21 protein-coding genes and 3 tRNA genes are annotated in these 15262 nt (G+C 48.0%); 4 read left to right on the plus strand and 20 right to left on the minus strand.

Annotated features, from left to right (window positions below; all coding sequences use genetic code 11):
* From AC9UEP_RS04480 to AC9UEP_RS04515, 8 genes are all read right to left on the minus strand, one after another.
* A partial coding sequence (locus tag AC9UEP_RS04480; RefSeq protein WP_509544349.1) for an RNA polymerDNA-directed RNA polymerase subunit B occupies positions 1–1660 on the minus strand: 1660 nt, incomplete at its 3' end.
* Between the two features lie 227 nt (positions 1661–1887).
* On the minus strand, positions 1888–2271 hold the full coding sequence (rplL, locus tag AC9UEP_RS04485; RefSeq protein WP_509544352.1) for a 50S ribosomal protein L7/L12: 384 nt from the start codon (positions 2269–2271) through the stop codon (positions 1888–1890).
* A gap of 18 nt (positions 2272–2289) precedes the next feature.
* Positions 2290–2937: a 50S ribosomal protein L10 gene (gene rplJ, locus AC9UEP_RS04490; RefSeq protein ID WP_509544354.1), complete on the minus strand. Its 648-nt coding sequence runs from the start codon at positions 2935–2937 to the stop codon at positions 2290–2292.
* Between the two features lie 209 nt (positions 2938–3146).
* Entirely contained in the window at positions 3147–3851 is a 705-nt protein-coding gene (gene rplA, locus AC9UEP_RS04495; protein ID WP_509544356.1) for a 50S ribosomal protein L1, read from the minus strand.
* A 101-nt stretch (positions 3852–3952) separates the two neighbouring features.
* Positions 3953–4381 (minus strand): 50S ribosomal protein L11, encoded by a 429-nt coding sequence (gene rplK / locus AC9UEP_RS04500; protein WP_095675235.1) that lies wholly within the window; start codon positions 4379–4381, stop codon positions 3953–3955.
* A gap of 39 nt (positions 4382–4420) precedes the next feature.
* The gene (gene nusG / locus AC9UEP_RS04505) at positions 4421–5248 is read right to left on the minus strand and encodes a transcription termination/antitermination protein NusG (RefSeq protein WP_509544359.1); all 828 of its coding nucleotides are present in this window, start codon (positions 5246–5248) and stop codon (positions 4421–4423) included.
* Positions 5249–5261: 13 nt separating this feature from the next.
* On the minus strand, positions 5262–5486 hold the full coding sequence (gene secE, locus AC9UEP_RS04510) for a preprotein translocase subunit SecE (RefSeq protein WP_095685000.1): 225 nt from the start codon (positions 5484–5486) through the stop codon (positions 5262–5264).
* 44 nt (positions 5487–5530) lie between these two features.
* Positions 5531–5604, minus strand: a tRNA-Trp gene (locus AC9UEP_RS04515).
* 162 nt (positions 5605–5766) lie between these two features.
* On the opposite strand from AC9UEP_RS04515, the gene AC9UEP_RS04520 reads away from it, so the two are divergent.
* The gene (locus tag AC9UEP_RS04520) at positions 5767–6960 is read left to right on the plus strand and encodes a pyridoxal phosphate-dependent aminotransferase (RefSeq protein WP_509544361.1); all 1194 of its coding nucleotides are present in this window, start codon (positions 5767–5769) and stop codon (positions 6958–6960) included.
* On the opposite strand, the gene AC9UEP_RS04525 is transcribed toward AC9UEP_RS04520, so the two are convergent.
* The 9 genes from AC9UEP_RS04525 to AC9UEP_RS04565 all read right to left on the minus strand — a co-directional run bounded on the left by AC9UEP_RS04525 (position 6950) and on the right by AC9UEP_RS04565 (position 11448).
* Positions 6950–7966 (minus strand): UDP-N-acetylmuramate dehydrogenase, encoded by a 1017-nt coding sequence (locus AC9UEP_RS04525; protein WP_509544364.1) that lies wholly within the window; start codon positions 7964–7966, stop codon positions 6950–6952. The genes AC9UEP_RS04520 and AC9UEP_RS04525 overlap by 11 nt on opposite strands.
* A 9-nt stretch (positions 7967–7975) precedes the next feature.
* Positions 7976–8866, minus strand: a complete 891-nt coding sequence (locus AC9UEP_RS04530) for a glycosyltransferase (RefSeq protein WP_509544367.1) — start codon at positions 8864–8866, stop codon at positions 7976–7978.
* Positions 8863–9258 (minus strand): MaoC/PaaZ C-terminal domain-containing protein, encoded by a 396-nt coding sequence (locus tag AC9UEP_RS04535; RefSeq protein WP_509544370.1) that lies wholly within the window; start codon positions 9256–9258, stop codon positions 8863–8865. The genes AC9UEP_RS04530 and AC9UEP_RS04535 overlap by 4 nt, the downstream gene beginning before the upstream one ends.
* A complete protein-coding gene (locus AC9UEP_RS04540) occupies positions 9255–9644 on the minus strand; it encodes an FAS1-like dehydratase domain-containing protein (protein WP_509544372.1) in 390 nt (129 codons plus the stop codon). Before AC9UEP_RS04540 ends, AC9UEP_RS04535 begins: the two co-directional genes overlap by 4 nt.
* Entirely contained in the window at positions 9644–9814 is a 171-nt protein-coding gene (rpmG, locus tag AC9UEP_RS04545) for a 50S ribosomal protein L33 (RefSeq protein ID WP_017955317.1), read from the minus strand. The genes AC9UEP_RS04540 and rpmG overlap by 1 nt, the downstream gene beginning before the upstream one ends.
* A 99-nt stretch (positions 9815–9913) precedes the next feature.
* Positions 9914–9987 (minus strand) — tRNA-Met (locus AC9UEP_RS04550).
* 28 nt (positions 9988–10015) lie between these two features.
* A tRNA-Thr gene (locus AC9UEP_RS04555) sits at positions 10016–10088 on the minus strand.
* A gap of 62 nt (positions 10089–10150) precedes the next feature.
* Entirely contained in the window at positions 10151–10267 is a 117-nt protein-coding gene (locus AC9UEP_RS04560) for a DUF8730 family Cys-rich protein (RefSeq protein WP_509544375.1), read from the minus strand.
* Positions 10268–10275: 8 nt separating this feature from the next.
* On the minus strand, positions 10276–11448 hold the full coding sequence (locus AC9UEP_RS04565; protein WP_509544377.1) for an FUSC family protein: 1173 nt from the start codon (positions 11446–11448) through the stop codon (positions 10276–10278).
* 43 nt (positions 11449–11491) lie between these two features.
* Between AC9UEP_RS04565 and AC9UEP_RS04570 the strand changes: the two genes are divergently transcribed.
* Complete coding sequence (locus tag AC9UEP_RS04570; RefSeq protein WP_509544380.1) at positions 11492–11908, plus strand: CoA-binding protein; 417 nt, start codon at positions 11492–11494, stop codon at positions 11906–11908.
* 4 nt (positions 11909–11912) lie between these two features.
* Here AC9UEP_RS04570 and AC9UEP_RS04575 read toward each other — a convergent pair whose 3' ends face one another.
* On the minus strand, positions 11913–12650 hold the full coding sequence (locus AC9UEP_RS04575; protein WP_509544383.1) for an SDR family NAD(P)-dependent oxidoreductase: 738 nt from the start codon (positions 12648–12650) through the stop codon (positions 11913–11915).
* Between the two features lie 110 nt (positions 12651–12760).
* Here AC9UEP_RS04575 and AC9UEP_RS04580 point away from each other — a divergent pair, with 110 nt between their 5' ends.
* A complete protein-coding gene (locus AC9UEP_RS04580) occupies positions 12761–13609 on the plus strand; it encodes a fumarylacetoacetate hydrolase family protein (RefSeq protein WP_509544386.1) in 849 nt (282 codons plus the stop codon).
* A 40-nt stretch (positions 13610–13649) separates the two neighbouring features.
* On the opposite strand, the gene msrB is transcribed toward AC9UEP_RS04580, so the two are convergent.
* The gene (gene msrB, locus AC9UEP_RS04585) at positions 13650–14069 is read right to left on the minus strand and encodes a peptide-methionine (R)-S-oxide reductase MsrB (protein WP_509544389.1); all 420 of its coding nucleotides are present in this window, start codon (positions 14067–14069) and stop codon (positions 13650–13652) included.
* Between the two features lie 168 nt (positions 14070–14237).
* Here msrB and AC9UEP_RS04590 point away from each other — a divergent pair, with 168 nt between their 5' ends.
* On the plus strand, positions 14238–14723 hold the full coding sequence (locus AC9UEP_RS04590; protein WP_509544392.1) for a phosphate-starvation-inducible PsiE family protein: 486 nt from the start codon (positions 14238–14240) through the stop codon (positions 14721–14723).
* Positions 14724–14735: 12 nt separating this feature from the next.
* Here AC9UEP_RS04590 and AC9UEP_RS04595 read toward each other — a convergent pair.
* Positions 14736–15262 (minus strand): NHL repeat-containing protein (locus tag AC9UEP_RS04595; protein WP_509544395.1); only part of this gene is annotated, 527 nt, incomplete at its 5' end.

Genomic DNA, 15262 nt, shown 5'->3' on the forward strand with positions numbered 1-15262 from the left:
TGTAATCAACTTCATCAGCTGGGATGTATTCAACTTCGCCACCACGACGACGTACAAGTACGCGTGCTTCTGCAAAGTGATTGTCATCTGTTAATGGTGCATTCGCCTGGGCGATGATGTGTTCATCTTCTTCATCTGCAGTTAGGTAATCAACCTGATCTGTAACGCGACCCTTAACAACCTTGCGGTATGGAGTCTCGATAAAACCAAATGCTGTAACTCGACCATAAGTTGCAAGCGAACCGATAAGACCAATGTTTGGTCCTTCTGGAGTTTCGATTGGACACATACGACCGTAGTGAGATGGGTGAACGTCACGCACTTCGAAGCCCGCGCGATCACGTGAGAGACCACCAGGTCCGAGCGCTGAAAGACGACGCTTGTGTGTAAGACCTGAAAGTGGATTTGTTTGATCCATGAACTGTGACAATTGAGATGTTCCGAAGAACTCCTTGATTGATGCAACAACCGGACGGATGTTGATCAAAGTCTGAGGAGTAATTGCTTCCACATCTTGGGTTGTCATACGTTCGCGAACAACACGTTCCATACGTGAGAGTCCGATACGTACTTGGTTCTGGATGAGCTCGCCTACTGTGCGAAGACGACGGTTACCGAAGTGATCGATATCGTCCTTCTCCACGCGAACTTCGCGGCCGTAATCCATTGTGAGATCTCCGCGGTGCAGCGCTACCAGGTAGCGAAGTGTTGCGACGATATCTGAAATGGTAAGCATGCTCTGGGAAAGCTCAAGGTCAAGACCGAGCTTCTTATTAACCTTAAAGCGACCGACCTTAGCCAAGTCATAACGCTTAGGGTTGAAGTAAAGGTTTTCAAGAAGGTTCTGTGCCGCTTCCTTAGTTGGAGGCTCACCTGGACGCATCTTGCGATAGATATCAAGAAGTGCTTCATCTTGAGTCTTAACAGTGTCCTTATCAAGTGTTGCCATCATGGAAGCGAAGTCACCAAACTCTTCCCGAATCTGTTCATCTGTCCAACCAAGGGCCTTAAGGAATACTGTGACAGATTGCTTACGCTTGCGGTCGATACGAACGCCAACAAGATCCTTCTTATCAACTTCAAATTCAAGCCAAGCACCGCGGCTAGGAATAATCTTTGAAGTAAATACATCTTTATCTGAAGTCTTTTCAATCTGACGTTCGAAGTACACGCCAGGTGAGCGAACAATCTGTGAAACAACAACGCGCTCGGTTCCGTTAATGACGAATGTTCCGCGTGGTGTCATAACAGGGAAGTCACCCATGAAGACTGTCTGAGACTTAATTTCGCCGGTCTCGTTATTTGTAAATTCTGCAGTCACAAAGAGTGGCTGCGCATATGTCATGTCGCGCTCTTTGCAATCAGCAATTGAATGCTTAGGTGGCTCGAAGCGATGGTCACGGAATGAAAGTGACATCGTTCCTTGGAAATCTTCGATTGGTGAAATCTCTTCAAAGATTTCTTCCAAACCGGACTTCGAAGGAAGTTCTCCTCGATTTGTGTTAGTTGATTGCGCAAGACGTGCACGCCATAGATCGTTTCCTAGTAACCAGTCAACGCTTTCAACTTGCAGCGCGAGCAGATTAGGAACTTCTAGCGGTTCACGGATCTTTGCGAACGAAATACGACGGGGGGCATTTGAACTCTTTTTCGCGGCCAAGAGATGTCCTTCCAGACAAAATTCACTTTTATGTGGACACGCACAATTAGAAGGTCGCCGCCGCTATATGCAAAGACCTCTAGAAAAATATGCGAAGGCGAAGAGTAACTCCTCACCCCCCGTTGGGGCAAACCGAGTGCTTATACCCCCAAATCCCCCCGCTTGTCTGCCCTTTGGGGATAAAAAAACCCGGCTCCACGAGGGAACCGGGCTTTTTAGTTAAGAATTTACTTAACAGTGACCGTCGCGCCAGCTGCCTCAAGGGCTGCCTTTGCCTTATCTGCTGTCTCCTTATTTACCTTCTCAAGCAGGGTTGCTGGACACGCATCGACGAGATCCTTTGCTTCCTTAAGACCAAGTGCTGAGTTCAGGTTACGAACTTCCTTGATTACGGCAATCTTCTGTCCGCCTGCTGCTTCAAGGATTACTGTGAATTCATCTTGTGCTTCAGCTGCGCCGCCGCCTGCTGCGCCGCCACCTGCTGCTGCGGCAACTGGTACTGCTGCTGTCACATCGAATTCTGTTTCAAATGCCTTTACGAATTCTGAGAGCTCAACGAGTGTGAGTTCCTTGAACTGAGCCAAAAGGTCGTCTTGTGAGAGTTTTGCCATTTTATTATTTCCTTTTCTTTATTCCGCTGGAGTTTCTGCTGCATCTGTTGCTTCTGCAGCAACTTCAGCGACAACTTCTTCTGTTACAACTGCTTCAGCAACTGGTGCCTCGGCTGGAGCTTCTGCAGCTGGTGCCGCTTCTGCTACTGGAGCTGCTGCTGCAACTGGTGCTGCAGCTGGTGCTCCTGCTTCCATCTTGATGCGAAGTGCATCGAAGGTACGCGCTGCCTTGGCAAGCGAGCCCTTCATAGCACCAGCAAGCTTTGCAAGAAGTACTTCGCGAGACTCGAGGTCTGCGAGCTTCATGATCTCTGCTGTTGTAACAAACTTTCCTTCGTAGATTCCACCCTTAATGATTAGGAGTGGGTTCTCCTTCTGGAAGTTCTTGAGGTTACGAGCTGCATCGATTGCATCGCCCTTAATGAATGCAACAGCTGATGGGCCAGCAAGGAGATCATCAGAGATCTCAACGCCAGCATTCTTTGCTGCAATCTTGGTAAGAGTGTTCTTTACGACGCTGTACTTGGTATCTGCACCAAGGCTGCGGCGTAGCGCCTTCATCGAAGTCACGGTCAGCCCGCGATATTCGGTGAGGTAAGTCGCTGTGGCTGACTTGAAATCTTCAGTCAGTTCAGCAACTGCTGCTGCTTTATCTGGGCGAGCCATTCGGTTCACCTTTCGTTAGTTGTTCAAGGTGACTACAGGCAATAAAAAAATCCGTGACGCGTAAATGCGCACGGATTAATGTGAACACCTACGCGGGCTGAGATTCCTCAATTATCTTGAACTCTTGCGAGCTTAAGACCTGCGGTCTTTGGTTATGGGTAAATCTTAAGCAGGGGATTGGAACTGGTCAAATCCCCTGCCTAAAAGAGCTAGTTAGCTGATGGCTCGCGTGTGAGGTTTGGATCTACCGCGATTCCAGGTCCCATCGATGATGAGACAACAGCCTTGGCGATGTAGCGACCCTTGGAAGAGTTTGGCCTCACGCGAAGAACTTCTTCCAGGGCAGCGGCATAATTATCGGCAAGCTGATCTGCCGTAAATGATGCCTTGCCGATGATGAAGTGAAGGTTTGAGTTCTTATCAACACGGAATTCAATCTTTCCACCCTTGATGTCTTTGACTGCCTTAGTGACATCTGTTGTCACTGTTCCAGTCTTTGGGTTTGGCATCAGGCCACGTGTTCCAAGAACCTTACCCAGACGACCAACCTTGGCCATCAAATCTGGTGTTGCAACAACGGCATCGAAATCTAGCCGACCTTTTGATACTTCATCAATGAGTTCATCGCCACCGACGATATCGGCGCCAGCTGCACGTGCTTCTTCGGCACGCTCACCGTTAGCAAATACCAAAACGCGTGCTGTCTTTCCGGTGCCGTGAGGCAAGTTAACAGTTGAGCGAATTGCTTGGTCAGCTTTCTTTGGATCCACGCCCAGAACGAGTGCAACTTCAATAGTTGAGTCGTACTTAGTTGTTGTTGTCTCTTTCGCAAGTGTGACTGCTTGAAGAGGTGTGTAGAGGTGGTCTTTGATGACCTTCGCTGCTACTTCGGTGTACTTCTTTGAGCGCTTCATATCTTCCTGCTTTCTTGTATCGCTACAAGTTTTCGGTTGTGGTTAGCGAACCAGCGCGGTTCTCCCACATCTTCTCGCCACCGTGGCAAGAAGAAATTTAATTACGAGACTGTAATTCCCATTGACCGGGCAGTGCCAGCGATGATCTTTGCGGCGGCATCGATATCGTTGGCATTGAGGTCAGCCATCTTTGTTGTTGCAATCTCCTTGACCTGAGCCATAGTGATATTTGCAACCTTAGTCTTGTGCGGAATAGCAGATCCTTTTTCCACGCCAGCTGCCTTCAGAATGAGGCGTGATGCTGGCGGTGTCTTGGTGATGAAATCGAATGAGCGATCTTCATAGACAGTAATTTCTACTGGGATGATCTGGCCCTTTTGTGATTCAGTCGCAGCGTTATATGCCTTGACGAACTCCATGATGTTGACACCATGCTGACCGAGTGCCGGACCTACAGGTGGTGCAGGTGTTGCTGCGCCAGCTTGGATCTGCAACTTGATGAATCCGGTGACTTTCTTCTTTGGTGCCATTTCGCTTCTCTTTTCCTATTCGTATTTTCGTAAAGTTCGTTAGAGCTTTTGTACTTGGGTAAATGAAAGTTCTACTGGGGTCTCGCGGCCAAAGATTGAGACCAATACCTTGAGCTTTGCCTGCTCTGGCATGATTTCGGAAATTGATGCTGGAAGTGTGGCAAATGGGCCATCCATAACGGTGACTGATTCGCCAACTTCGAAATCAATAAGCTTGATATCTGCTTTATCTGCAGCCTTCTTTGGACGTGGTGCAAGAATCTTCTCAACTTCAACCATGCTGAGTGGACTTGGGTTGTGGGCATTGCCAACGAAACCGGTAACTCCAGGAGTATTACGAACAACTGACCAAGATTCATCGGTGAGATCCATGCGAACAAGGACGTAGCCAGGATAGATATTGCGCTTGACCATCTTGCGCGCACCGTTCTTAACTTCCATTACCTCTTCTTCTGGAACTTCAATCTGGAAGATGTACTCCTCCATGTTCAGGGTGTGAATACGGTTGGCCAGGTTGCCCTTTACCTTCTTCTCATATCCAGCATAAGAGTGGATGACATACCAATCACCAATTGCGGCACGAAGTGTGCGGCGGAACTCGGCGTTGGGATCATTCTCATCAGATTCAATATCGCCATCTTCATCACTTGCGAGCGCCAAGTCAGAGGTTGACTGGTCTGAGGTTGACTGGTAAGAAGCTGACTGGTCAGAAGCTGACTGGTCAGAAGCTGACTGGTCGTCGATAGCTTCAGAAATTGGCTCGGCAACAAATTCAGCAACAGGGGTTGCAAGATCATCAGCGTTGGCAGCAAGGGCTGCCTCAAAGGCGTCTGGCGCCGGCGTATTAGAAGTAATTTCTTCAGTCATTTCGCTCAATTCCTTATCCAAATACCCAGAAGACAACTTTGGTCAGAACAAAGTCGATAACTGAAACGACAGCAATAATAAAAGTCACGAATACGAGCACAACGGCGGTATAGGTGGTCAACATATTTCTTGTTGGCCAAACAACCTTCTTCAGCTCTGAAAGAACTTGGCGGTAGAAAAGTCCAACGCGCGCAAAAATCCCGAGCTTCTCCTCGGTAACTTCAACTGCATCAGTCATGATCTTCCTTCTCTTTCATCCTTCATTCGGTGTAAAACATCTTGCAGGGCAGGAGGGACTCGAACCCCCAACCGGCCGCTTTGGAGACGGCAACTCTAGCCAATTGAGCTACTGCCCTTCGCGACGAATTTTCAGGCGCGCCAAGGCGAGGAAGAAAATCATCGTGAGCGTCGAAGTGTAAGGGCAGGGGGCGGCCGGAGTAAAACTGGCTAAATCAGGGTGGGCAGAACCACCATTTCTGAGCGTGCCAGAGATGTGGGCCATGGTGCAGACTTCGCATATGAGCAGAATCTCCGCACGAATTTCAGCTATCGCAGAGTCAGCCACATTGGCAGTAGATGCAAAAGCGAAAGCGCTAAAAGCAGCAGGTAGACCTGTCATTGGATTCGGAGCTGGTGAACCAGATTTTCCAACCGCTGATTACATTATCGAAGCAGCAGCTGCTGCAACCAAAGTCGGCGCAAATCATCGCTACACACCCACACCTGGCCTTGCCGAATTACGCGAAGCAATTGTGGCAAAGACAAAGCGCGACTCACATTATGAAATTACTGTAGATCAAGTTCTTGTTACCAATGGTGGAAAGCAAGCGGTCTATCAAGCCTTTGCCACAATTATTGATCCAGGTGATGAAGTCATTTTACCGTCACCATTTTGGACCACATATCCAGAGGCAATCAAGCTTGCTGGTGGAAAGAGCGTTGAAGTATTTGCAGATGAGTCACAAAACTATTTAGTGACAGTTGAACAACTAGAAGCAGCCCGAACACCAAAGACGAAGGCTTTATTGTTCTGCTCTCCTTCAAATCCAACTGGTTCGGTCTATTCACCTGAACAAGCGAAAGCAATTGGCGAGTGGGCTGTGAAGAATAATGTGTGGGTCATCTCAGATGAGATCTATGAGCACCTGCTCTATGACGGCGCTAAAGCTCCTTCACTTCCAGTTTTGGTTCCAGCACTTGCTGACACCTGCATCATCATCAACGGTGTTGCCAAGACTCATGCCATGACTGGTTGGCGTGTGGGTTGGATGATTGGGCCAAAAGATGCCATCAAGGCGGCAACGAATCTTCAGTCTCACCTGACATCAAATGTTTCCAATGTTTCACAGCGCGCAGCGATTGCCGCAGTTTCCGGAAACCTTGATGAAGTACACAAGATGGGTGAAGCCTTTAACCGTCGCCGCAAATTAATTGTTGGCCTTCTCAATGAGATTCCTGGCTTTGATTGCCCAACACCACAGGGTGCTTTCTATGTGTATCCATCAGTAAAGGGCGCACTAGGTAAAACTATTCGCGGCAAGGTTGCAAATACATCTGCCGAGCTTGCCACAATCATCTTGGAAGAAATAGAAGTTGCTGCCGTTCCCGGAGAAGCTTTCGGGCCTTCGGGTTACTTGCGATTCTCCTATGCCACCAGCGATGAAGATATCGTTGAAGGTATTGGGCGGATCAAGAAGTTACTTACAGAGTAACTCCAACTAAGTTAACTTCCGTCTCTAAGGTAATACCAAACTTCTGATAGACCTTCTCTTTGGCAACGTGTGCCAGCTCGAGAATATCGTTGGCAGTTGCATTACCGGCATTGGTCAGCGCTAGAACATGCTTGGTCGAAACTCTTGCGCCACCGTGTGCATCACCTTTATGTATCCCTGAGTTTTCAATCAGCCAGGCTGCACTGGTCTTCACGCGCCCATCTGATGTTGGCCACTTGGGAGCGTCTGCTGGAAGCTTTGCTGCAACTTCTGCAGAGACAATAGGGTTGGTAAAAAATGAACCAGCAGACCAGGAATCGCGGTCTGTTTTATTTAACAGCATTCCCTTCATGCCACGTAACTCTAATACCGCTTTGCGAGTGGCTGCTATAGCTGCTTTCTCGCCCACTTCAATTCCTAATTTTGTGGCAAGTTCAGAGTAAGTAATCGGTGTTGTCTGCTCACCTGTGCGCAGATTGAATTGCACATCGAGAATGACATAGCGCCCAGGATGAGATTTGAAGTGAGAATTGCGATATTCAAATTCGCACTCGAGGTTGGTAAATGTTTTGATTTCTTTCTTCTGGCGATCATAGGTGCGCACCCGAGTGATGAACTCTGAAACCTCATGTCCATAGGCGCCAATATTTTGGATTGGAGCTGCTCCCACACTGCCAGGAATTCCGCTGAGGGTTTCAAGACCGGCAAAGCCTCGTTCAAGTGTGGTCTTCACAAAATCATCCCAGTTCTCACCAGCACCGATGGTCAGTGTGGCTCCACTGCAGGCATCGATTTCAGATTGCAGCGAATGATTGACGATGCGAATAACGGTGCCTTCAAAACCAGTATCTGAAACTAAAATATTTGTTCCACTACCAATAATAAGTATCGGGGAATCACCAGCGGTTTCAATAGCAGCGATGATCTCTGCTTCAGTGCCTACTTCGACAAACTTTTTGGCAGGCCCGCCTACGCGTAGTGATGTGTAATCGCGTAAATCGGCCATGTGCTTAGGCTACCTGCGCGGACTCAATATTGCAGTCTTGCCTCTGAAGCGCTCCAGAATACGGTCGTAATTTTTCTTCGATTGCACTTCCCGATATTCAGGCTCGCTATCGTGATAACCATGATGACGTCCTTGTTCAAGGGGTAGCTCCATCTGCAGCAAGCGCCCATTTCCATGACGAAGAGTGAGCGAGAATTCAATATCTGCATTGCGATAGAAAAGTGCGCGATTGCTAAACCCGCGCACGGCCAAAGCATCCTCGCGATGCATTGCCATGAAGTAGCTAAAGAGCACATCTACTTCCCCGGCACCTTTATCCTCTGTGCTGCGCCATTCATCTTCCAGATTTACTAACCCCCCACGCCAGCCGACAGCTACAAATTCTCTCTTTTGTAGTTCGGCAAGTACCGGAGTAATTGCATCGCCGGTGAAGGTTGTTGACGGATCCATGATGATAATAAATTCACTTGTCACATTGCGCAGGAGCGCATTGGCATTCTCACCCCAGCCAAAGTTTTCATTGACTTGAACCAGTGATGTGCGTGAATCTAATTGATCGACAAGAATTCCAGGATCTCCAATTACCAGAATTGCGATTGCGCATTGGCTATGGGCCTTAATCGATTCGATGCATGTCACCGCATCCGCGTGAAATCCTTCCACGATTATTGCTGCTGTGATCTCAAATTTGCCAGAATTAATCGGGCGGATATCGCGAGTGGATTCATATACTGGAAAACGCTTCTTAGGACGCAGTTCATATCCCCCAGCGCTATCAACAACTTCAAAGCCGGCAGCTGCTATCTCATCGCGCAGTTGATCTGAGCGGGCAAAGTTTTTCTCAGCACGAGCAGCTAATCGAGCTTTCGCTAACTCGTGTACCGAATCAGGTGCACTCACTTTCGCACCACCGCTTTTGCCATTCCAAGTACTTTCACGCCAGCAGAGGTTGCACTTAAGGTTAGTGAAATCTTTCCATCAACTATCTCACTCACAGTTGCACTCACAGTCAGGTCAACGTTTTCACCTGCAGGGATGATGACTGGCTTGGTAAAGCGAGCACCGAATTCCAGAACCTTGGCGGCGCCCCCGGCAAAGTCAGAGACATACTTGCCAACCAGTGCCATGGTGAGCATGCCGTGGGCAATGACGTTAGGAAGGCCCACAGAGATTGCGAACTCTTCATTTTGGTGAATAGGGTTTTGATCACCTGAGGCATCGGCATAGCTTTTGAGCATATCCCGATTAATTAAGAAGACTTCCTCCGGCAAGACTGTTCCTACTTCAATCATGCGCGCACCACCAATGTGGACCAGGCAGATATCACAAGGGCGCCTTCGCGATGTAGATCGGAGCGAACTGTGACAATCTCATTTCCGGCAGCGACTCGATAACTTTCAATAGTTGCAGCACACGTAAGTCCATCACCGGCCTTTACCGGTGAAAATATTTCAAACTTCTGATCACCATGAACCAGGCGTGACCAATCAAGGCCAATCTCTGGTTTGGTGAGGATTTCTTCAAATTGAGTCAGCGTGATGCGGATCGAAAATGTAGGCGGAGCAATCGTTGTATCTCTTTCGCCAATAACGGCACAGAAGGCATCGATTTCAGATTGAGAAATTTTTATGACATATGTACCGGCGAAGGTGCGCCCGACCGAATCGGGGTTGAGCATTAGCGGGTTTCGCGGTGAAGAGTTGAAGACTTGCAACGTGGACAGAACTTCTTGAGTTCCATGCGGTCTGGATCGTTGCGGCGGTTCTTCTTGGTGATGTAGTTACGCTCTTTGCAATCCACGCATGCCATGGTGATTTTTGGACGTACGTCCGCGCTCTTACTTGCCATGGTCTTAACTCCTTCGTAGATGCTGCACTAAGCGGTGCTCAGATTACCCGAGCAACCTTCATTGGTGAAATCCGTGCGTATTTCGCACTTGATTATTAGTAGCGGAGGCGGGATTTGAACCCACGACACAGCGATTATGAGCCGCTTGCTCTACCAAGCTGAGCTACCCCGCCAAGGGCGTGCATATTAAATTGTTGTTCGAGCCCCCCACCGGAATCGAACCGGTGACCTTTTCCTTACCATGGAAACACTCTACCGACTGAGCTAGGGGGGCAATGGTAGAGAGTGAAGTCTAGGGCTTAAGGCGCAAAGTGAAAAATTGCCGTGGCAAATGAGTTAATTACAGGAGCAGCGATCCGCTATGGCGACTCCGATTAAGGCTTCCTCCACATGCTCCCCGCAGCCTTCCCATGTTGGTTTTGCGCATTTGGTGCACTGAACTTTGCTACACATATTTCCTCCTAGAAATACTTTCTGAAAAACTTCCTAATCTTATTCCTTATCGTAGAAGTTTGCTGCATGGGCGAAAGCTTGAGCACTCGGTCTTTGGCTGGCTCATCAGGAGTGATGACATCTGTGATGGCAGGGGAGTTCTGATCAAGTGAATCCGCAATTCTGCCAATATTGGCAACGATAGAGAGCCCACGGACAATCTGCTCTTGGTCAACATCATCTCCATCTTCAATAAGTGTTCCAGCAAGGACTGAGCCTGCCTGCCGTGCATCATCTGTTGGTGAAGAAGAGTCATCATTGATGTCATCCGGTATCTCAACGTGGGCAGATATTGCATAGCTTGCCGCCGATAGCGCAACAGCAATTTGCTTCTGCGTCGAATCTGCAATTCCGCCCTCCACCGCTGAATCAAAGAGTGTTCGCGCAATCATGCGCACCTGAACCAAGGTGTGCTCCGCGGCAATGCCTTCAATGTAGATATCTTCGGCTTCATCTTTTTCAGCAGTAGGAAACCATCTCGCATGACTTCGAGCTTCCACCGATTGCGCGCGGATGGCCGGAACTTCTTCCACTAAAAGTCGCGCACGAGCCAACCAACTGCCGGCATCCTTTTGGGTGTATCCGGCGGCAACACCTTCTGACATTTCAGCAAGGAGGGCTGCGGCTTTAGTGCTCACATTTCTGATCTGGATTTGCGCACGTCCCACCGGAGTATTGGGATGTGAGAAGTAGGAAAACAGGATTGCGATTGCCGCACCGATAAGCGTTGATCCCAGTCTGTGAACGGCGGTGCTCTGAGAAATTCCTGGTCCAATAACAATCAGTGCTGTGACCGGCACGTTCACCGAAGCAACTTCACCAAGATGCAGCGCTCTTGCAATGACGGCGCAGAAAATAATTGTTGTGGCAACTGCGATAAAGCCAAAGCTAAAGACACTGACGGTAAAGAGTGCGATACCTGCACCGACAGCTGTTCCGACAATTTGGCCAAAACCCTCGCGCATAGATTTATGTAGCGAGATGCGAATACTTAAGGTGCAGACGATGGCAGCGACTACCCCACCGTCTTGAATAAGTAGATCTCCCACAAACCAAGAAACGCCACCTGCTAAACCGGCAACAAGAATCTGGCGAACCCAGTTCTTCCGGTTCTTAAAGAGGTTAACAATTTTTCTAAACATCAAGGAGGAGTTTACGCCCAACCAACCCCTTTATGATTAACCCATGCCCGGCCACGTTACTGATAGCACCCAGATTTGCAACCTAATCAAAGAATCAAGAACGATTGCGATTGTGGGAGTTTCGGATAAGCCTAATCGCCCAAGTTATGGAGTCGCTCAATACTTACTTGAGCACTCGCATTACACAATCTTTCTTGTTAATCCTATGCTGGAGACAGTTCTTGGAGAAAAGGTTTACCACTCACTTCGGGAAATCCCTGAACATATCGACCTGGTGGATGTCTTTAGGAAACCTACAGATTGCATTGAGGTTCTTGATGAGGCAATTGCGGTTAGCGCAGATGCAATATGGCTTCAGCTCGGAATTAGTAGCCCTGTAGTTTTAGCGAAAGGCACTGAAGCAGGGCTGACTGTAGTGATGAATCGGTGCCTGAAGGTTGATTACATGCAACTGATGTAAAGGCTTACTTTGGTATCCGAAGCCCTTGCAAGCCACCGTCGACTACCAAAGATGTTCCAGTTGTCGATCCTTGTAACGGGCTTGCTAAATAACAGAGTGCGCGCGCAACTTCTTCTGCAGTGACCAATCGACCGAGTGGTTGGCGAGCTTCCAGTGCTTTACGCTCTGCAGCAGGATCAACAGCTTGTGCCAATAATCGTTGCACCCAAGGCGTGTCAGCGGTTCCAGGGTTAACACAATTCACTCGCACACCATCTTTCATATGATCATTTGCCATTGCAAGTGTCAGTGAAAGCACTGCACCTTTTGACGCGCTGTAGAGAGCGCGCTTTGGAATACCAGCAGTTGCTGCCACAGAGCAGACATTGGTAATGGATGCCGTCTTGCTCTTACGCAACATTGGAAGGGCAGCTCGAACAGTGCGCACAATGCCCACAACATTTACATTCATTACTTTGTGCCACTCTTCAGATGGATTATCTTCCACCGTACCAACTGCACTAATTGCAGCACTATTAATTAAGATGTCTAGCGCATCAATCTTTGCAAATGCGGAAGTAACGGAAGCATTGTCTCCAACATCGCATTGCAGCCATGTGCCAAATTCAGTGATTCCGCCTTCTGTGATATCGAGTCCATAGACACTTGCTCCAGCGTCTGCAAGTATTTTTATGGTAGCCAATCCAATTCCGGAACCTGCTCCAGTGACGGCAGCTGTGAGGCCTGTAAATTCTTGACTCATGCATCTGTCCAATCTCTGCCGTAAGGAAACGTGAATCTAGCTCTTCGCTTGGCCTACAGAATCATATATGATGCTTTTATGGCGCGATATAGCAAGCAATTGGATAAGAAATGAAATTTTCTGTACTTCACACCGCCGATTCCCAATACCGCTTCGCTGTCACAACGGGTGGCACACACCGGGCTATTGTAGGAATTCCAACACTGACTGAAGCTTTTCATCTCACACTTGCAGAACTTAAAGAAGCAACCAATCAAGCAACAACGGTGATACAAGGCGAGCTCGCTGCACCCATTGCGCCGGAAATTGAGTTGTGGGGTGCTGGTGTTACATACTTGCGATCACGTGACGCTCGCAAAGAAGAGAGCGGAGTCCCCGATGTGTATCAACGTGTTTATGAAGCAGACCGCCCAGAACTATTCTTTAAATCCACGGCAGTACGTGCCCGCGGAACCGGTGCAACTGTAGGTATTCGGTATGACAGCGCCGCATCAGTTCCTGAACCTGAGGTAGCACTTTTCATTAATAAGCACCGAGAAATTATTGGGTACTCAATTTGCAACGATATGACTGCGCGTTCGATAGAGGGAGAAAACCCCCTCTATCTATCTCAAGCAAAAATTTATATCGGTTCAACTTCACTTGGTCCGGATATCACACCCGCCTGGCTTGCGCCTTCAGCCGAAGAGATGACGATCAAGGCGAAGATTGTCCGAGGCACATTAATACCATGGGAGGCAGAAACTTCACTGGGTCAGCTCAACAGAACGTTAGAAGATCTCGTGAACTATTTATTTCGTTGTCAAAATTTTCCTCATGGCGTCATTCTCTCAACCGGGACAGGAATTGTTCCACCGCTTGATATTGCCCTGACTGCTGGAGATATCGTTGAAATTAGCGTAGCTGGAATTGGAATACTCACAAATACTGTAGAGATTATCCCCGAAAAATCGGCATAGCAGATGAAGAGTGATTTACTACCGCGCTTTGGTGATGCGACTAACTAGATTGTTTTGACGAGTTTGGTTTCTTCTGGAGTACCAGTGCTACCGAGTTGATACACCAGCGCTCATCTGTGAGAACGTCATAGCCTTCACCTGAAAATACATGTCCAAGGTGTGAATCACACTTCGCACAACGAACCTCAGTGCGAATTCGTGGTGCTAGTGAACGGTCTTCAATCAGAGTTACTGCATCATCTGCAGTTGGAGCATAAAAAGATGGCCATCCGCATCCTGAATGAAACTTAGTTTCAGATGTGAATAAAACGTTGTCACAGACTTTGCAAAGGTAGCTACCAATTGTGTCGGTGTCGGTGTATTCACCGGTAAATGCTCGCTCTGTGGCACCTTCCCGAAGTACTGCATAAGAAAGTGGATCAAGGCGAGCCTTGAGTTCATCCTCGTTAATTGCTTCCATCTCAGACTCCCTCTACCGGCAATATAGAGCTAAAAATACCCGAGCCGATAGGAATTGGGTAATCAGAAAGATTTATTCAATAGACTTTAATTGGACGCGCCTGCAAAATATGTTGCAGCCTTCTATACCTGCACCTACCCTTAGCCATGGCTAACAAGGGCGGTAATTGTGAAATATAAGTCTGTTAAGGGAATGCTCACAAACGATGAGTCTCTTATTCCAACAAATTTCATCGATAAGCTGGAAGATCTCTTGCACGGTTTTCTCGGAATAGTTCTATTCGGCATCTCTATCTTGGCTGCTGGTTACACCTTGCTGCGCCTTATCGAAACTAGACCATTTTTCCCTCTCGGCATGATTCAGGGAATTAATGACATTTTATTTGTAGTCATCATTCTTGAGATCATGCGCACCGTAATCGTGCGATTTACAGACGGAATCTTCCAACTTGAAAACTTCCTCATTATTGGAGTTATCGCAGCTGTGCGACACATCCTTACCGTGGGTGCATCACTTACGATGCAAGAAAAAAAAACAGATCAATATTTCAATCGCGCACTCATTGAAATGGGTGTTAACACGGGAATTGTTCTAGCTCTTGTCTTTGGCCTATTTCTAGCAAGAGCTGCACGCAAGCCAGATAAGACCCGTTAAAAACTGAGTTAATCAGTAAATCTGAACTACTCGGCCTCCGAAATACCACTCGGTAAAGAAGACTGTTCTACTTGAATTAACTGCAACGCCATGGGGGCTATTTACCGCGCCCTCTATTACATCGGGGGCAACACTTTCGCCATCCTTTATCTGATTCGGCCAACCTTCACCACGCTCAGGTTTAATACTAGGAATGAGAATTTCCACATCGCCCGCAAGGTCCACCGAAAGAATTGCGCCATAAAGATCGGTCACAATAAGAAGATCATTACGTATGACAAATGATGAAGGACCAATCATGGCTTCAGAACTTACTGATTTCACATATTCGCCATCGAGTGTGAAAAAGACAATTCTTTTATTTCGCCGGTCTGCAATGACCACGAATGATTGTGGTCCACGAGTATCAATCAGAATGCCGTGTGGACAGTTAAACACCAGCGAAGTTGAAGAACCATCAAAGCTTTGAGAACTGCCATCGGGTCTAATGCGGTGAACTAAACTCTCCCCATATCCATCACCAATCCAGATATCTCCCT

The sequence above is a fragment of the Candidatus Planktophila sp. genome (assembly GCF_040402315.1).
Taxonomy (GTDB): domain Bacteria; phylum Actinomycetota; class Actinomycetes; order Nanopelagicales; family Nanopelagicaceae; genus Planktophila.